Genomic DNA, 18864 nt, shown 5'->3' with positions numbered 1-18864 from the left:
TCCCTTGTTGGGAGGTTTTTTTATGGAGGTGAGCCAAATCAAAACATCAAATCTTTTACCACTTATCATTTTAGGAGTTGTCTTTATCCTATTTATGATAGTGGTTTTTTTATTGGAACAGAAAAATTCACTCAACATCAAAAGCAAAACAGTGGGAGATGGACAGTATGGCACAGCTCGTTTTGCAACGGAAAAAGAAAAGCAAAAACAGTTTCAGTATGTGGACTTTACACCTGAAAAATGGAGAAAGCAACCACCGAAAGATTTACCACAAGGCTTGATTATTGGTTGCAGGAAGTCAAAGCATAAGATGATAGCCATTGTAGACGATGGCGATGTTCATGCACTTATGATTGGTGCAGCTGGCGTTGGGAAAACAGCTAAGTTCCTATATCCAAATTTAGAATACTGTTGTGCAGCGGGAATGAGCTTCCTTGTGACAGATACTAAGGGTGATGTGCTGCGTTCTTATGGTCCAGTGGCAAAAGCATATGGTTATGACATTTCGGTATTGGACTTACGAAATCCAACACAATCAGATGGCTTCAATATGCTCAATCTAGTCAATCAATATATGGATAATTTCTTGCAGACAGGCTCCCTTGTGGCAAAGGCAAAAGCTGAAAAGTATGCAAAGATTATTGCAAAAACCATTGTGCAAAATGGGTTGGAAGGTGGAGCAGGGCAAAACTCGTATTTCTATGATTCTGCAGAAGGTCTTGTGACAGCAGTGATTTTAGTGATAGCAGAATTTTGCTCGCCAGTGAAATTCGAAATTGAGGGGGAACAAAGGCATATCGTTTCTGTGTTCAAAATGATTCAAGATTTGCTTGCAGTTGAAAAAAATGAACAATCGAAATTCAAAACATTGATGGATAAATTACCAGATGACCATAAAGCAAGATGGCTGAGTGGTGCAGCACTGAACACATCGGATCAAGGGATGGCATCTGTTATGTCCACAGCCTTGTCAAAGCTGAATGCTTTTTTAGATTCTGAGGTGGAACAATTGCTTTGTTTTGAGTCAAAAGTGGATACGGAAAAATTTGTGAAAGAAAAATCTACATTGTTTTTGATACTCCCAGAGGAAGATCAAACGAAGTTTTTCCTCGTTTCTTTGATTGTGCAACAGCTCTATCGAGAGATGCTGACCATAGCCGACGAGATGGGCGGAAAGCTACCCAATCGAACCATTTTCTTTTTGGATGAATTCGGTGTTTTGCCCAAAATAGAATCTGCTGAAATGATGTTTTCGGCTTCTAGATCAAGACGAATTTCATTTGTTCCAATCATCCAATCCCTTGCACAGCTGACGAAAAACTATGGCAAAGAGGGTGGTGAAATCATCATGGATAACTGCCAAATTGGTTTGTATGGTGGGTTTGCTCCCAACTCTGAAACCGCAAATGTGTTGTCCAAAAATCTGGGTGAACGAACTGTTTTATCAGGGAGTACATCAAAGGGAAAAGAGCATTCCAAGTCTTATCAGATGGTTGGTAGACCACTTATGTCACCTGATGAAATCAAAGCCATGCCAAAGGATACATTCATCGTAACACGCACAGGAATCAATCCTATGAAGTTGACATTGAAACTGTTTTTTGAGTGGGGAATTGTGTTGGATCAAGTATATGTACCGCCAAAGCCTGTGGTACGAAAAGTTGTGTATGCCAATGAAGAAGAAATTCGTCAACGCATTATATTTGGTGGAATTGCGGAAATGTGTAAAGGGCATGGTGTTATGAAAACCGAAAATCCAAAAGTAGATAGTGAGATTACAATAGATAAAGCAGTGAAAGTTAGGCGGTGATGCATTGAAAAATGATAGAAAAATTTATGAGGAAGCGGAGTTGAGCAATCGAGCCAAGCAAGTATATTTATATCTGCGTGACCGAGCTGATGCAAAGGGGTATAGTTTCCCATCACAAAAACGGATTGCAAAAGATTTGAGCATTTCCGTTAGAACCGTGCAGCGAGCCATCAAGGATTTGGAGAAGTCCGGACATCTCCAAAAAGAGGATAGGTTTCGTGAGAATGGTGGGCGGAGTAGTTGCCTGTATTGGATTGTGAAGTGAAAATGATGAAGGATAAAATTGGGGTAGTCTGCCCATTTGGTGGCATATGGGTGGCGTCATAAAGTCGCACCAAGAAGTTATCACTGTAACTTTTGTTACAGAAAGAGGAAGATGGCAGATAAGCAACCCCCAAATGGAATATATAAAAACAGCTTTCTATACAAGAGGTGCATTTGAATAGAAAACTGTTTTTAGCGATTCGTTTATCATTCTTCATCTTCTGAAATAGCAACATGCACATCAATGCCAAAGTTTTTGCAGTATGTTTCATAAGAATCCAAAAGTGGTTCATCTGTAATAATTGCAGACATTTCTTCTAGCTTTGCTAGCAAGAACAGAGATTTCTTTTCAAATTTATTGTGGTCAGCAATGAGAAATACTTTTTCAGAGATGGACATCAAAGCTCTATTGTTTTCGATTTCTTCCACAGCAGGATGGGTGATGTGGCTTCCCAAACTGATCGCACTCACGCCAAAGAAGCATTTTTGGGCAGTGAAGTTTTGAATGTATCGCTCAGCATCTGTACCAACAATCATACCAGATTTTGCCCTGATTTTTCCTGAAGGGATATACACATCAATTCCATCAATCATAGAAGCTTTAGATGCAATGGTGATATTACTTGTGATGATGGAGAGGGGCGTTTTTTCATGGAGATAGTTCAGCATACATTCTACGGTAGAACCAGAATTTAATGCAATAATATCACCTGGTTCAATGAATTCAACTGCTTTTTTGGCAATGCGTTCTTTCAAATCCAAATTGGATTTTCTTTTGGTTGTAATATTTTCTTCTTGTATTTGTGTTTCTGTGGATGAGGATTGCAAATAAGCCCCTCCATACACGATAGAAATATTCCACTCTTGTTCCAATGCTTTCAAATCGCGTCGAATGGTTTCCTTCCCTACATTATAATGGGTCGCCAGGTCCAAAACCTTGACAGAGCCTTTTTTATTCAATAAATCCAAAATTTCGCGACGTCTTTCGATAGATAACATAATATATACCTCCTTACAACTGTTCACCTATAGTATACCATAATAGAAAACGAAACACAAAGAAATTTTGCAAATACAATGTAATGTTGATAAAAAATGAACAAGAAATCACTATATTTATATTTGAAAACTATGATATAATTTTCTGGATATGGGATGTTTTACCAAACAACAAAAATGGGGGATATACAAAATGACCTATAAAGCAACGCAATTAGTAGTGTTTTAGACGGTATGTTTGTAAGTATTTGCAAAGTTGACAAAATACAAATAAAAGTTGATATAAAATATATATAAAGATGATATAAAGTGAATAAAACGTGTTGACCGAATATGTAAAAGTTGATACAATACATATATAACTTGTGCGTGATGAAAGGAAGAATGTTTTTAGAGAAGAAGGGGGAGATGTAATGAGTACAAGTTTGGTTCTGATTTTAATTGCATTTGGTAGTGGCGTTGTTTCAGCAGGTATGGGTGGTTTGATTGCATTTATCATGTGTGGGGTGATTTGTATTCCAGCTTCCTTTGTAGCAGCAGCTGGTGTGGACGTTGGTTTCTTGGGACATGGTATTGGGATTATGTCTTTTGGACCATTTGTTGGACCATATGTTGCTTACGCATCTGGTGTGGTTGCAGCTGGTTATGCAGGTAAAGTTGGACACTTAGAAAATGGTGCTGATATCGTAACACCAATGTTTGGATTTGGTGATGTGAGAGTGCTTTTGGTTGGTGGTTTGTTCGGTGTTTTGGCACAATTGTTTATGATGCTGTATACAAAACTTGGAATTGCAGCTTTGACAGATGGTGGCGCGATGGTTGTTGTAACACTTACAGTAATTGGGCGTTTGGTGTTTGGCAAAACAGGGTTGACTGGTAAATACACAGAAAAAGAACCAAGAAGATTTTTCCCAAATACAAAAGAGTTGCAAATCGAAGTGGTTCTTGGTGGTGCAATTGGTTTGTTGGCAAGTGGACTTGCATTGGCACTCATTGAAGGTGGCGTAGATATGGCAGCGGTTAGCTATTTGCCATTCATTCTCTTTGGTTTCTCTGCAATTAAGTTGTATGGTTTCTCATCTGGTGGCGCAGTTCCTGTTACACACCATTTGACATATCCTTCTGCTAGTGCAGCAATTGCAGGTATCACATTGTTTGGACCTATGGGAATGTTCTTGGGTGTTGCTTATGGTATTGGTTGTGCAATCTTCGACAATATCATCAAGAAAACATTCAATAGCTATAATGATACACATATTGACCCAGAAGCAACTACAATTATGGTGAGTTTCTTCTTATTGTCAGCAATTAAAATGATTGCAATGGCATAATTGTCATAAAAGAAAAGGAAGGGGAGCAATTCATATGTCGAGCTTTGAAAGTTCTATGAAAGAAATAGCAGCAAAGCATGAAATTGATGTAACAAAAATTACATGGGAAATCAAAGATGAAGTTGTATATTTTGCAGGAAATGCCCATGAATGGAGTGCAATGGTTGCATTTTGTCAAGGGGTTGCAAAATTGCCAGAAGTCAAAAATGTTGTAAGTCATATCACAACGCCAGAAAGTGTTCAAAAACAAGCAATTGATCCAACACCTTACAAAGAAATGGGTGTTGTCAAAGAAGTTGATGTTTTGATTATTGGTGCTGGTGTCAGTGGTTGTGGGATTGCAAGAGAGCTCAGCCGATACGATTTGAACATTCTTGTTTTGGATAAAAATTCTGATATTTCAGAAGGTACAACAAAATCCAACAACGGTATGATTCACTCTGGTTATGACACAAAACCAAATAGCTTGAAAGCAAAATATGGCGTCAAAGGAAATGCAATGTATACCCAATGGTCTGAAGAGCTTGGGTTCCATTTCAATCGTACAGGTTCTTTCGTTTGTGGTTTCAACCAAGCAGATATGGATAAAATCCAAGAATTGTATGAAAATGGTGTGAAGAATGGCGTTCCTGATATTGAAGTGATTTCTGGCGATCGTGCAAGAGAAATCGAACCAAACTTGAGTGATGAGATGATTGGGGCATTGTGGACACCAAGCGCTGGTTATGTGGAACCTTATGAAGTGACTTTGGCTTTGGCAGAAAATGCAATCGACAATGGTGCAGAAATTCTTTTGCACACAGAAGTTGTTGATATTTTGCAAGAAGATGGAAAAGTTGCTGGTGTGGTTACCACAAAGGGTATCATTCTTGCAAAAGTGATCATCAATGCAGCTGGTTTGTATACGGATGAAATTGCACGTATGATTGATGATGAATTCTATACCATCCATCCAAGACGTGGAACAATTGCATTATTTGATAAAGAAAATAAAGGGAAATTACATACATTTGCAGGGAAGGCGCCAAGTTCCTTTACAAAAGGTGGTGGTCCACAAGAAACACCAGAAGGTACACTTCTTTGGGGACCATCTGCAAAAGAAGTTGCTGACAAAGAAGATTTGGGCGTGGATCGTGATGATTTGGATTTCGTTATCGACAAAGGCTTGGAACTTACCAAAAATATTGATGGAAACAGCTTGATTGCTTATTTCAGCGGAAATCGTGCTGCAACATTCAAAGAAGATTTTGTTGTAGAAGCTTCCAAAAAAGTAAAAGGATTTATCCATGTAGCTGGTATCCAATCTCCAGGTTTGGCTTCCTCTCCTGCGATTGCCGAAGCAGTTGTTGGATTGACATTGGGAGAATTGGAAGAAAAACCAAGAGAAAAAGCAAACTACAATCCACATCGTGTACATCAAAAAGAATTTAGAGATTGTACAAATGAAGAAAAGAAAGCGTTGATTGCAAAAAATCCAGCTTATGGTCGCATTGTATGTCGATGTGAAACTGTAACAGAAGGTGAAATCCTAGATGCAATTCATGGAAAAGTTCCAGCAACCACAGTAGATGCTGTGAAACGAAGAACAAGATCTGGTATGGGGAGATGCCAAGGAGGATTTTGTGGTAGTAGAGTTTTGGAAATTTTGGCAAGAGAATTACAAGTTTCTCCAGCTGAAATCACTTTGAAAGGAAAAGGTTCCGAAATTCTTACAGCGAAAACCAGAAATGGAGGGTTGGAACAATGAAAACAGTAGATTTGGTCATCATTGGAGGCGGCCCTGCAGGGTTGGCAACAGCTGTAAAAGCACATGAATTGGGCGTGAAAGATATTCTCATTTTGGAAAGAGACATCCAATTGGGCGGGATTTTGCAACAATGTATTCATGATGGATTTGGTTTGCATAGATTCGGAAAACAATTGAGTGGTAGCTCATATGCACAAAAATTCATTGACAAAGTGGAAGAATATAACATCCCAGTGATGTGCAATACCATGGTATTGGATGTCAGTGCAGATAAAAAAATTGTGGCAGTCAATCCAGAAATGGGTTTGATTGAAATTGAAGCAAAAGCAATTGTTTTGGCGATGGGTTGTCGAGAAAGAACACGTCCACAAGTTCGTATCTTGGGCACAAGACCAGCAGGGGTTATGACAGCTGGTGCAGTACAAAGATACATCAATGTGGAAGGTTGGAAAACAGGAACAAGGGCAGTCATCTTGGGTTCTGGTGACATAGGCTTGATTATGGCAAGACGTATGACATTGGAAGGTGTTTCTGTAGAAGGTGTTTATGAAGTTATGCCAAATCTTGGCGGTTTGCGTAGAAACAAAGCGCAATGTTTGGATGATTATAACATTCCTTTGCACTTGGCTACAACTGTTGTATCTGTACACGGTAAAAAGAGAGTGGAAGGTGTTACAGTAGCGAAAGTGGGACCTGACAGATTGCCTGTTCCAGGAACCGAACGCTACATTGCATGTGATTTATTGGTGCTTTCTGTTGGTTTGATTCCAGAAAATGAACTCAGTAGAACAGCTGGAATTGCATTGCATCCCATTACAAAAGGTCCTGTTGTAGACAGTAGCATGATGAGCTCCGCAGAGGGTATCTTTGTTGCAGGGAATGTAGGTGCAGTATTTGACTTGGTGGATTATGTATCTGCAACAGGTGAAGTTGCAGCGGCAGGTGCGACAACATATTTGGAAGAAAAAAGAGTTGCATCCGTGGAAAAAGATGTGATTGCTGGGGAACAAGTATCCTTTGTATTCCCTCAAAAATTGCACATTGATCCACAACAAGAAAAAGCAACTGTATATCTTCGTGTGAGAAGCACGATGAGAAAAGTGAAATTGGAAGTTGTTTCCGGTGATGAAGTGATTGTTACAAAAAGAGAAAACTTTGTGACACCACCAGAAATGGTTTCTGTAGAAATTCCCTTGGACAAGGTGGATACAATGAAAGACCTTTCCATTCGAGTTGTAGAATAAGGAGGGCGAATCTGTGATTGAAAAAGATTATATTTGTATTATTTGTCCACTCAGTTGTGATTTGCATTTGACAGATGACAATGGGGAATTGACTGTGACAGGAAATACTTGCAAACGAGGCGAAATGTACGCAAAAAGCGAATACACAAATCCAGTGCGTATGGTGACTACAACCGTTACATTGGAAAATGGACTCTGTCCGCTATTGCCTGTCATTAGCAGCGATATGGTTCCCAAAAGCAAGTTCAGAGAATGTTTTGATTTGATTTATAACACAAAGGTAGTTGCACCCATCAAAGAAGGAGATGTGGTCATTCCTGATATTTTGGGAACGGGTGTGGATATTGTTTCTGCAAAATCAGTTGTATCTAAAATGAGTTAAGGAGGAAGTCGGTATGAAGAAATACATAATGGTTATGGATGAAGGTACAACAGGCACCAGATCATTGATTTATGACAAAGACTTTGCAATTGTATCACAATGCTATTCTGAATTTACACAATATACTCCATCTGAAGAAAAAGTGGAGCATGATGCAATGGAAATTTACGAAAAAACAATCAATGTGTGTAAACAAGCTATGGAACAAGCGAGCATTCAACCAGAAGAAATTGCTGCCATTGGTATCACAAACCAAAGAGCAACTTGTGTGGTTTGGAACAAAATCACAGGTCAACCTTTGCACAATGCAATCGTTTGGCAAGATGTGAGAACTACAGAAGAATGTGCAAAAATCAACGCAACTCCTTGGGGTGAAGAAGCGAGAAAAAGAACTGGTTGGACAGTTGCCCCTGTATATACATCCATGATGATGAAATGGTATATGGAAAATGTACCTGCAATCAAAGAAGCTGTTGAAAAAGGCGATGCCATGATGGGTACCATTGATACATGGTTGATTTGGAACTTGACTGGTAGACAAACGCATGCCATCAGCTATTCCAATGCATCTGTTACAGGTAGCTATGACTTGGTCGACAATGAGTGGTATACAGAATTTTTGGATTATCTTGGTGTTCCTGTTTCTGTTTATCCAACAGTTGTGAACGACTCTGGTGATTATGGTTGTACATATGAAAACTTGTTTGGTGCATCCATCCCCATCTGTGGAGCGATTGCCGACCAACATGCTGCATTGTTTGCGCAAGGTTGTAGAACAGAAGGTAGTGGCAAAATTACAAATGGTACAGGTTCTTTCTTGGACATCAATATTGGTAACAAATTGGTGGTTTCCAATGAAGGTTTGAATACTGTAATCGCTTGGAAAATCGGCGATGAAATCACATATGCTTTGGAAGGTTATGAATCGGTTACAGGTTCTGCTGTACAATGGTTGCGTGATGGTTTGCAAATTATTGAAGCAGCACCAGAAGCAGAAGCGGCAGCAGAAAGTGTTCCAGATTCCAATGGCGTTATCTTTGTGCCAGCCCTTGCTGGTTTGTCCGCACCATTCCATGATTCTTCTGCAAGAGGAACCTTGTTTGGTATTACAAGAGGCACAACAAGAGCCCATGTCATTCGTGCAACATTGGAAGGCGTTGTATATCGCTTGAAAGATATTTTGAATGCGGTAGAAAAAGAATCTGGTGTCAAAATGCAAGTAGTTCGTATTGATGGTGGCTTGTCTATGAACAACTTCTTGGCACAAAGATTGGCTGATATGCTGGATGTGGAAGTTGCAAGACCATTGTCTGTGGAAGCAACAAGCCTCGGTGCAGCACAAATGGCTGGCTTACACGTTGGTTTCTGGAGTGAAGAAGAATTGCAAACAGCTATGGAAATTGAAAAAGTCTTTGTACCAAATATGAATGAAGTAGACAGAGAAGAAAGATATAGCGTTTGGGTGGATAGAGTCAACCGCTGTATGAATGCAATGAATCGAAAATAAACCAATAGTAATCTACTTTTGAAGATTTGTATCTGACACTATCTATCAAAATTAGGAATATAAGGAGGAAATTATGAAGAAAGAAAATGTACGTCCATTCTTGGACGAAGTTATGAAAACATTACCTGAAGTGACAGTATTGGAAAGAATGGAAGACCGTTTGGTATATGCTCATGGATGTTATCCGTTGGAATACAAATGGTTGTTGCAAGGTCCATATCCATATTTGCCATCTGCAATCTTGATGCCAAACACAACAGAAGAAGTAAGCAAATTGATGGAACTTTCTGACGCTTATGAAGTTGGCGTGATTCCTTACGGCGGTGGTTCTGGTATCGTTGGTGGTAGCATTGCAGAAAACGAAGAAGTTATGATTGACATCAAACGTTTGAGAAGCTTCGAAATCAATGCAATCAATGGTACAGCAAGAGGTGGTGCTGGCTTGACTGGTGCTGAATTCGAAAATTTGCTCAACGAAGCTGGTTTCACATGCGGACAATATCCACAATCCTTCCAAAGTGCAGTTTTGGGTGGTATGGTATCCACAAGAGCTATCGGTACTTTTTCCACGAAATATGGCAAAATGGATGATATGGTTCACGCCTTGGAAGTTGTATTGCCAAACGGTCATATCTACACAAGTCACACAACTCCAAAAGCATCCACAGGACCTGAAATGGATCAATTGTTCTTGGGAGCAGAAGGCGTTTATGGTATCGTGACAGCAGCAGAAGTGAAAATTTATCCAGTTGCAGAAAAACGTCACTTTGAAGCATATACATTTGCAGATACAGTTTCCGCTTTGGAAGCAATCCGCACATTCATTCAAAACAATGTACATCCAGCGGTTATTCGTTTGTATGATGAAGTGGAAGCAATTCCAAGAATTGAAAAATTCAATTATGAAGCAGGTCATGTTATTTTGATTGTAGGATATGAAGGTCTTGCAAAACAAGTAGATTTGGAAAGAGAATTGGTGCAACAATATTGCGAAGAACAAGGTGGCGTTGCAAAAGGCGAAGAAGCTGGTATTCACTGGTTCCATTCCAGATTTTCTACTAAAAAAATGTTGGATCACGATGCAATGCGTGGCGGTACAGCAGATGCAATCGAAGTTGCAGCTCCTTGGGATTGCATTGGCAATGTTTGGAGAGAAATGCGAAAAGCATTGGAACCACTTTGCACAGACGTGGATTGCCACTTCTCCCATGTATATCATACTGGTGCTAGTGTTTATGTAATCTTCCATGCAGAAACAGGTGGCGATGATGTTGCTGGTGCTGAAAGATACAAACAATGTTTGGATACAGCAATCAGAACAAGTTTGGCAAATGGCGGAAATGTTTCCCATCACCATGGTAGTGGGAAAGCAAAAGCAGCATACCTTGTTGATGAACATGGTGAAGCTGGTATGGAAGTGATGAAAGCAATTAAAGATGCTTTGGACCCTAAGGGATTGGTGAATAAAGGAGTGCTTGGATTATGATGAATTATACATTGGAAAATTACGAAGAAGCTTTGGTACGTCAAGTGGTTCATATGGACCAAGCAGTGTGCTATTGCCCAGAATTTAGAGCAACAAAAATGATGCACCAATATCCTTCCAGAAGATTGCAAATTGCTCGTGCAATTATGAAAGGGGAAATGGAAATTTCTGATTATGCTGGTGAAATCAACTTTGGTGCTATCTTATCCAGACAAGGTGAAAGATGGCAAAACTTTGGTGAATCTCAAGAAGATTGTACAGATGCAACTATCCTTTCCAGAGCAATGCTTTTGGCAAAAGGATACGATTCTCCAGCAACAAAAGAATTCTCCAAAATGGTAGCAGATGGTGCATTTGCATCTTCCGCAGTTTGGGCAACACCAGTTGTAAAAGATTCCAAAGTGGCTGTTTTGGTAGACAATGAAACAGCGGGAATTGCTGGTGCAGAAGCTGGATTTGTTGCATATGCAAAGGCAAAAGGTATGGCATTTGCAAATGAAGGCAAAGTGACTTTCTTGGGCTTTGAATACTTTGCATATGGTCTTGTTACAGAAGGCATTGCACACTTGAGCAAAGTGGTTGCAGACTTGAATGCGTTAAATGTAGAAAAAGTGGTTGTACTTTCTGCAAAAGCTGCATACCTTTTGCGCCATTTTGTGAAAAAATTGGATATCGAAGTGAGCTTTGAAGTGGCTTATTTGCCAGAAATGTTGGGCGCAATGCCTCAAAGAGTAAAAACATATATCTATGCTGGTAGCTTTAACTTGAGATATTTGGTGAATGGTGATTTGTTCAATGCTTTGATTTCTAGCGATGATGAAACACAAATTCCAACATCTCAAGAATTTGTTCCATTGTTGTCTGGTTCTGGTAGAATCAATAAATTGACCATTTGGCAAAAACCTGTAGGTGCAGAATATACATTGTTGGCAGCAGACGAAAAAATGATGACAGCAATCAAAGAAGATGCACTTCATGACATCAAAGCTGCAAAAGCAGAACAAATCCTTGTATTTGAACCAACTGCTTATGAACTCTTGAAAAAAGAAATGGCAGATTGTGATGTAAAATACTATTTGGAAGTTTTGTAAGATAAAAAATGTTTGGGGTGGGATTGTTTGACAATCCTGCCCTTTTGTCATTTGAAAATGGAAGGGAGTTAGGTGAATGAAGTTCTCAGCAGAATGTATCATGTGTTTATTGGGCAAAGAAATGAAACGTTTGGCAGAGTATCCAGAAGATAGAAAATTGGAATATATGAAGCGTGTACTATGTACATTGGTAGATGATAATGGGACAGCACCTGAATATCAACATGCTTTGGATACATTGCATAGAGAATTTTGGGGTGATTTGATGGACATATATGAAGCACCAAAAAAGGAACACACACGCTTGATGCTTTTGGAAGAACAAAAATTTGAAAATATGGTGTTAGAGGATAAAAACCCTTTGTATCGTGCAATTCAAATTGCAGGAGCGGGAAATTATATTGATATGGCAGTTATGGAAGATGTGCAAATTGCAAATTTGTTGGAATGTATAGAAGGGTACTTACAAAAAGGCTTAGATAGCACTACGTATCAAAAATTTTATCAAGATTTGCAAAACGCAAAAGAGTTGGTGTATTTGACAGATAATTGCGGAGAAGTGGTTTTGGATAAAGTTTTGATTCGACAAATCAAAAGAGAGTGCCCCAATTTGAACATGTGTGCCATTGTCAAAGAACAACCCGTATTCAATGATGTGACAATGGAGGATGCAAAACTTGCGGGATTGGATTCTTGTATTACAGTTATGGATAATGGAAATGGTGTTGCGGGGACTTGCATGGAACGTTTAAGCAAAGAGGCTAGGAGTAAAGTCGAGAATGCAGATATCGTGATTGCAAAGGGACAAGCTAATTTTGAAACACTATCTGGATGCGGTTTGAATGTATACTACTTATTTTTGTGCAAATGCGATATTTTTGTAAAGACAATGGGCGCAAATAAAATGGATTGTATTTTTGTTAATGAAAGGGAATTAAGTGAGAGAATATAATTTCTTGTTTATAGTATAATTACACACTAGAGAATGGAAAGGTGTTTTTTTGAAGCACAATAAAAGTATATTCTAAAAAGAAATACGCTAAAGATATATCAAATTTAAAAAGACGTGATAAGTATAGCTTTGAAGCTGACTTGTCACGTCTTTTTTTAGTTCATGTTTTTACTTCAAAGCTAAAGATTTATAGATTTGGGGTGAAAGCGTGATTTTTTTATGCAACATAAACTGTCGTTCACCACCGCTTCTAACATTTTGGAAAATCCAATCAAAGTGTAGAAGTGGAGGAAAAACAATGGAGGAAAGAAGAAAGAGTGAAAAGGAATATAGAGCTTTATATCCAGAGGTAAGTGATGAAATCATTGATTTTTTGCAGGAAAGCGACCGAAAGATGGCGTATTTCACAAAGGATTTGAAAGAAGAAAAGTTTTATAAGAATGAAGAAAAATTGGTGATTTATTTCATTCCCAGTAGGGAAGATTCCTTGGAACGTTTGCAAGAGGATACCAATGCCCAGTTTGGTACTTTGGACGATGTGGAAGAAGAAGCAATCAAAAATATAAGGATTGAACGATTGAACAGGGAGCTGGAAACATTGGACGTAGTTGAGCTGGAATTGATAGATGCGTTGTTTCGCAAGGAACTTACACAAAGGGCGTATGCAGAATGCATTGGAAAAGCACAAAGTACGGTGAGTAAAAGGCTGAAAAAGCTCTTGGAAAAGCTGGGAATGAAAAAATTTTAAAAAAATTTCAAAAAAATTGCAAAAAGTGGTGTTCAAGTGCTCGTTTCAACGGCTAAGTATATGAGGGGATTTATATTCTTCTCATTGCTCTTTGAAAATTGCATATGAGAAACCAAAATACAAAAGTTGATGGTCCCAAAAGGAAAAGCACATCAGGAATGTCGCCAAGAAGCATCTGTAGAGAATTTACCAAGATTTACCAAGAAATACCTGTAGAAATCTCTATGAAAAAGTAAGGTGTCGAGCGATATACATCTGCCTGAAAAATAGACTATGGTGGTCTATTTGCAATAATACCATCAATGGCATAATGATACTTCTGTCCAGTCACAGCAATAAAAGCAATGAGGGCAGCCGACAGAGAACCTGTTGGGGGTGAGAATCCCATGATGCAAGCTGACCACTTGCAGTTTTGGTGGATATAAAAATAATCATAATGTTAGAAGCCATGAGAATCAGTGGCATAAAAACCACTGGTTCTTATGTTTGTGATATTAGAGGGATACAAAAAATTCAAAGAGAAAAACAAAAGAGAGGGGATGTACTTATGGGAGAAAGAACAATTACTCGTGGAGAAATATATTATGCAAATCTGGGTGCTGGTGTTGGTTCGGAACAATTTGGTATCAGACTAGTTTTGATTTTACAAAACAACATTGGCAACCGATATAGTCCAACTGTTATCGTAGCACCTGTGACTACAAGGAAGAAGAAAATGATGCCCACTCATGTGGTGGTATCACCTATACGCAACTTAGAAGCACATTCCAGTGTGTTGTTGGAACAAATTCGCACCATTGATCGTGAACGATTGCAAGAATATATTTGTACTGTTCCAAAATATAAGTTGAAACAAATCAACGTGGCACTGGAAATTAGTGTTGGGCTAAACCCTAACTTTTTGTAAGGAGGAATTGCTATGACACAAGAAAACGAAGTTCAAACTATCATCTCTAATGATTTTTATATCATGATGCAAATGCTGAAATCTCTGCTGAATGCAAAGAAAATCACTCGTGAAGTGGCTGATTTAACAGCTTTGAGCCTTGCGAAAGAATGTCAATTAGAACCCATCTATATTTGGTAGTATTGGGTATAGCTTTTGAACTCTCATTGTAGTAGTGTTGTTGCTGCGGGGTATCAATAACACAAAACACCCTGTGAAAGGAGGACGAACCAAATGGCTGATAAGAGTATAAATGGAACAAGTGCAATCAGACAAAAAGAGATTTTTCAAATTGATGCAACCATCAAACAAGAAACCTTCAAAATGCGAGTCGCTGGATATGCTCGTGTCAGCAGTGATTCTAAGGATCAACTTAATTCTTTTGCAGTACAAGTGCGTTACTACACAAACCTAATCGAAGAAAACCTGAGCTGGGAAATGGTAGACATTTATGCTGACGAAGGTATTTCTGGTGTATCCACAGAAAAAAGAGATGACTTCAACCGTATGATAAACGATTGTCGAGATGGTAAAATTGACCGTATTGTCACCAAATCAACAAGTAGATTTTCTAGAAATACGTTGGATAGTATTGCTACTGTTAGAGAGCTGAAAGCAATTGGTGTTACTGTCTACTTTGAAAAGGAAGGCATTGATACAGCAAAACTAAGTGGCGAAAATTTATTAACTCTATACTCTCTATTTGCACAAGAAGAATCCGTAAGTATGTCAAAAAACATGAAAAAAGGTGCTCGTATGAGAATGCAAAAAGGCACATATACACCGAGTAATGCACCTTTTGGATATCGTATGGTCAATAGGCAATATGAAATTTATGAACCAGAAGCAGAAATCATTCGTAGGATTTTTGCTGAATACTTAATGGGTAGTGGATTTAGAGAAATTTGTAAGAATTTCAATGCAGAGGGGATTCCAAGTCGTACCAATAACGTGGTTTGGAGAAAAGGAGCTATATCTTCTATAATCAAAAATGAGAGATATGTAGGGGATTTACTTTTGCAAAAATCATTTAATCAAGATGTGATTCCCTATAAAAACAAAATAAATAAAGGGGAGCTTCCACAATACTATGTCAAAGATAACCATGAACCAATTGTGAGCCGTATTCAATATGAACTTGCAAATATCTTATTAAATGAACGTGCTACTACTGTAAAATTAGAATATGAAGAATATCCGTTCAGTGGGAAAATTGTATGTGGGGAATGTGGTGGTAATTATCGTAGGAAAATCACAAACCACAAAGCTTATTGGGTTTGCAGATTGCATGATACGGATAAAAAGGATTGTGTTTCAGAGCGTATTCGTGAGGACAAAATCACCTTTGCATTCATTCATATGTATAACAAGCTTAGAAAAAATCACCATCAAATCTTAGCACCTATTGTTATCACATTGAATAAGGTACAGGAGCAACAGCAACGAGAAAACCTAGAGCTACAGAATATCAACAAAAAAATAGCAACACTTACAGAGCAGAATCATGCAATGTCTGGACTACTATCCAGAGGCATACTTGATTCTGCTCTTTTTATATCCAAAACGGATGAACTGAAAAAAGAGCTAAAAGATGCAAAGGATTTGAAAATACGACTTCTAGGAAAGTTACGCAAGGATGCTACTTTAGAAGAAACGGAAAATTTGATTGAAATCTTAGATGAGTTGCCAGAAAGTATTACGGAAATGAACGAAGAAATATTAAATGAGATTGTAGAGAAAGTAGTAGCAAAAGACAATCAAACGATTGTATTCATATTGAAAAATGGACTTACTCTAACGGAAAGGATGTGATTGCATGGCACAAAATAGGAAGATATCATATGGATATCAAATCGTTGGTGGAGTGGTCACGGTTAACAAGGATGAAGAATCCATAGTGCAAGGAATTTATCAGATGTACGCAGATGGACTGTCTTACCTAAGTATTGCAACTGAATTGACCAATCAAGGAATACGATATATGCCATCGAAACCAGAATGGAATAAAAATATGATTGCAAGGATGTTGCAAAACAAAAACTACCTTGGTAATGAAAAATATCCTTGCATCATACCAGAAATATTATACCAACAGGCACAAGCTTCTATGAAAACCTATACACCAACCGAGTCTAGTGACATTAAAAAGCTGAAAAATAAACTGGTCTGTGATATATGTGGTCAACACTTAAAGCGAAGAATCAAAGCCAGTGGCAGTGAACGATGGTATTGTCCATCGAGTCCAAGTCACATATCTCTGAAAGTAACAGATGGTAGCATTATAAAAGATATAAGCAATCTACAAAAACAATTTAGTTATGGTCAGCTGAACCAAGTTAATTGTAGCAGTGTTTTATCTATAGAAACCATACAATTACAAAATGAAATAGATGCACTTTTGACACAGACAGAGTTGCAAGTAGAAAAAATCAAAGAAACCATTATGAAACTTGCAGCTTTACAATATGACTTGTGTGCCAATGAATATGCTATGGAAGATGCAAAAATACAAGCACTTGGTCGAAGGCAAAAGAGAATAGATGCAGAGTTATTAGATCAACTGATTGCTGATATAAGAATCAATAAAAATCAAATAACGAAAGCTGTGATGAAAAGTGGAAGAATATTTATGAAAGGAGAAAATCATGGATAGACCAGAACGTGAAGTTATCATGATACCAAGTAAAGATATTTATGGAAATGAACAAAAAAAGCATAGGCAGCTTCGAGTAGCTTCATATAGCCGTGTTTCCACAGACATGGAAGAACAGCTCACAAGTTTTCATACACAAAAATCGTATTATACAGAGTTGATATTGAAAAATCCAGAATGGACACTGGCTGGCACTTATGCGGATGAGGGTATTTCTGGTGCATCTGCTGAAAAAAGACCAGAATTCATGAAAATGATACGACATTGTAAAAATGGAAAAATAGACCTTATCATTACAAAGTCCATTAGTCGATTTGCAAGAAATACCTTGGACAGTGTTGGCTATGTGCGAAAATTGAAAGCGATGGGTGTGGGTGTGCTGTTCGAGAAAGAAAACATCAACACCTTGGAAGAAAACAGCGAAGTTATCCTCACAATCCTTGCATCCCTTGCACAAGAGGAATTAAATTCGCTGAGTATGAATGTTAAGATGGGCAAACGCATGGCAATGAAAGAAGGAAAAGTCACGTTTCAATATAGTAGAATTTATGCATATAAGAAAGGAGAGGATGGTCAACCAGAAATCATACCAGAAGAAGCTATCATCATACGAAGAATTTACGAAAGTTATTTATCTGGTGAAACAACACAAACCATAACGGATGCACTCAATACAGATGGAGTACCTTATCGAAATAACAAAAAGTGGAACGAACCTGTTGTGCGTTCATTGTTGGCGAATGAAAAATATTGTGGAGATGTGATTCTGCAAAAAACCTATGTTACAGATCCCATTAGCAAAAAAATAAAAGTAAATAATGGGGAGTTGCCCAAGACTTATATTAAAAACAACCATGATGCTATCATAGAAAGAGAGATATTCGATAGAGTGCAAGCTGAAAAAGCTAGGCGTGGTGGTAAACGTAAAGTTTCCAAAACAACGATTACAGAAAATGGAAAATACAGCAGTTTGTATGCTTTATCGGAAATACTAATCTGTGGACATTGTGGATCACCATACCGCAGAGTAGTGTGGACCAAACGAAGTGGTGAAAAGCAACCAGTGTGGAGATGTATCAATCGACTTGATTATGGTACAAAATATTGCAGCGACTCGGTCAGTGTAGATGAAGAAAGCCTACATAGAGCTATCATGGGAGCAATTTTATCATCGTATAACACAGAAAAAATAGTTCCATTCGCACTGACAAAAAATCTGAGAGATGCCATGAGAAAGCAAGCAGATGGAACGATTGATATAGGAAAACTAGAGCAGCAAGTGAAAGTTATGATTGATAAAATCATGGGAATAGTAGAAGAAAGTGGAGAATGCAAAAATGAATATGAATACGCACAAGCAGAAAAACAAATGCAATCCCTATCGGCTGAAGCAAGAAGAATTCAAGATATTATAGATGAGTACAAGACAAGTTATGACACCGAAGATACCATTGAAGAAAAATTACTGGAGGTGAGAAGTTATCTGGAAAGTCAACCACAAGATATTTTAGAGTATAATGACAGTTTGGTCAGACAGACAATAGACACCATCAAAGTGATGGACACCAACCACATCATCATCTACTTTAAAGATGGAGAAGTGCATGAACAACTAATTGAATTGAAAGTGAGAAGGTTGAAAAGATAATAGTTATATCATAAATAACTTAAGGCAGCACTGAGAAATTGGTGCTGCCTTTTTAA

General features: G+C 38.2%; 17 protein-coding genes. 16 read left to right on the top strand and 1 reads right to left on the bottom strand.

Translation table 11 applies throughout. The annotated features are described in order from the left end of the window. The first annotated feature begins 22 nt into the window (after nt 1-22). Both MJY40_RS12880 and MJY40_RS12875 read left to right on the top strand, forming a co-directional pair. Nucleotides 23-1810, top strand: a complete 1788-nt coding sequence (locus MJY40_RS12880) for a VirD4-like conjugal transfer protein, CD1115 family (protein ID WP_331488180.1) — start codon at nt 23-25, stop codon at nt 1808-1810. A 4-nt stretch (nt 1811-1814) separates the two neighbouring features. Continuing rightward, on the top strand, nt 1815-2075 hold the full coding sequence (locus MJY40_RS12875; RefSeq protein ID WP_317854608.1) for a helix-turn-helix domain-containing protein: 261 nt from the start codon (nt 1815-1817) through the stop codon (nt 2073-2075). Between the two features lie 206 nt (nt 2076-2281). Here the strand turns inward: MJY40_RS12875 and MJY40_RS12870 are convergent, their stop codons facing one another. Next, nucleotides 2282-3073, bottom strand: coding sequence for a DeoR/GlpR family DNA-binding transcription regulator (locus MJY40_RS12870; protein WP_317854607.1), 792 nt, complete (start codon nt 3071-3073; stop codon nt 2282-2284). A gap of 413 nt (nt 3074-3486) precedes the next feature. Between MJY40_RS12870 and MJY40_RS12865 the strand changes: the two genes are divergently transcribed. From MJY40_RS12865 to MJY40_RS12800, 14 genes are all read left to right on the top strand, one after another. Next, the gene (locus tag MJY40_RS12865) at nt 3487-4404 is read left to right on the top strand and encodes a DUF7973 family transport facilitator (protein ID WP_317854606.1); all 918 of its coding nucleotides are present in this window, start codon (nt 3487-3489) and stop codon (nt 4402-4404) included. A 34-nt stretch (nt 4405-4438) separates the two neighbouring features. Beyond that, nucleotides 4439-6151, top strand: coding sequence for an NAD(P)/FAD-dependent oxidoreductase (locus tag MJY40_RS12860; protein WP_317854605.1), 1713 nt, complete (start codon nt 4439-4441; stop codon nt 6149-6151). Next, the gene (locus MJY40_RS12855) at nt 6148-7395 is read left to right on the top strand and encodes an NAD(P)/FAD-dependent oxidoreductase (RefSeq protein ID WP_317854604.1); all 1248 of its coding nucleotides are present in this window, start codon (nt 6148-6150) and stop codon (nt 7393-7395) included. The genes MJY40_RS12860 and MJY40_RS12855 overlap by 4 nt, the downstream gene beginning before the upstream one ends. Nucleotides 7396-7408: 13 nt before the next feature. Continuing rightward, entirely contained in the window at nt 7409-7777 is a 369-nt protein-coding gene (locus MJY40_RS12850) for a DUF1667 domain-containing protein (RefSeq protein ID WP_317854603.1), read from the top strand. Between the two features lie 13 nt (nt 7778-7790). Continuing rightward, nucleotides 7791-9284 carry an FGGY family carbohydrate kinase gene (locus MJY40_RS12845; protein WP_317854602.1) on the top strand — a complete coding sequence of 498 codons (1494 nt, stop codon included), beginning with the start codon at nt 7791-7793 and terminating at the stop codon, nt 9282-9284. Between the two features lie 73 nt (nt 9285-9357). After that, complete coding sequence (locus MJY40_RS12840) at nt 9358-10770, top strand: FAD-binding oxidoreductase (protein WP_317854601.1); 1413 nt, start codon at nt 9358-9360, stop codon at nt 10768-10770. Then, nucleotides 10767-11861 (top strand): hypothetical protein, encoded by a 1095-nt coding sequence (locus MJY40_RS12835; protein WP_317854600.1) that lies wholly within the window; start codon nt 10767-10769, stop codon nt 11859-11861. Before MJY40_RS12840 ends, MJY40_RS12835 begins: the two co-directional genes overlap by 4 nt. A gap of 76 nt (nt 11862-11937) precedes the next feature. Next, nucleotides 11938-12813 (top strand): damage-control phosphatase ARMT1 family protein, encoded by an 876-nt coding sequence (locus MJY40_RS12830; protein WP_317854599.1) that lies wholly within the window; start codon nt 11938-11940, stop codon nt 12811-12813. A gap of 298 nt (nt 12814-13111) precedes the next feature. Beyond that, nucleotides 13112-13561, top strand: a complete 450-nt coding sequence (locus tag MJY40_RS12825; RefSeq protein ID WP_317854598.1) for a sigma-70 family RNA polymerase sigma factor — start codon at nt 13112-13114, stop codon at nt 13559-13561. A 547-nt stretch (nt 13562-14108) separates the two neighbouring features. Further along, entirely contained in the window at nt 14109-14468 is a 360-nt protein-coding gene (locus MJY40_RS12820; protein ID WP_317854597.1) for a type II toxin-antitoxin system PemK/MazF family toxin, read from the top strand. A 12-nt stretch (nt 14469-14480) separates the two neighbouring features. Next, nucleotides 14481-14648 carry a hypothetical protein gene (locus MJY40_RS12815; RefSeq protein WP_317854596.1) on the top strand — a complete coding sequence of 56 codons (168 nt, stop codon included), beginning with the start codon at nt 14481-14483 and terminating at the stop codon, nt 14646-14648. 93 nt (nt 14649-14741) lie between these two features. Beyond that, nucleotides 14742-16319: a recombinase family protein gene (locus tag MJY40_RS12810; RefSeq protein WP_317854595.1), complete on the top strand. Its 1578-nt coding sequence runs from the start codon at nt 14742-14744 to the stop codon at nt 16317-16319. A 4-nt stretch (nt 16320-16323) separates the two neighbouring features. Then, nucleotides 16324-17160, top strand: a complete 837-nt coding sequence (locus MJY40_RS12805; protein ID WP_317854594.1) for a recombinase family protein — start codon at nt 16324-16326, stop codon at nt 17158-17160. Beyond that, on the top strand, nt 17153-18808 hold the full coding sequence (locus MJY40_RS12800) for a recombinase family protein (protein ID WP_317854593.1): 1656 nt from the start codon (nt 17153-17155) through the stop codon (nt 18806-18808). Before MJY40_RS12805 ends, MJY40_RS12800 begins: the two co-directional genes overlap by 8 nt. Nucleotides 18809-18864 lie beyond the last annotated feature (56 nt).

Origin of the sequence: Chakrabartyella piscis (assembly GCA_030067835.1) — a bacterium.
Classification (GTDB): domain Bacteria; phylum Bacillota; class Clostridia; order Lachnospirales; family Anaerotignaceae; genus Chakrabartyella; species Chakrabartyella piscis.
This window is presented reverse-complemented; position numbering and strand designations above follow the sequence as displayed.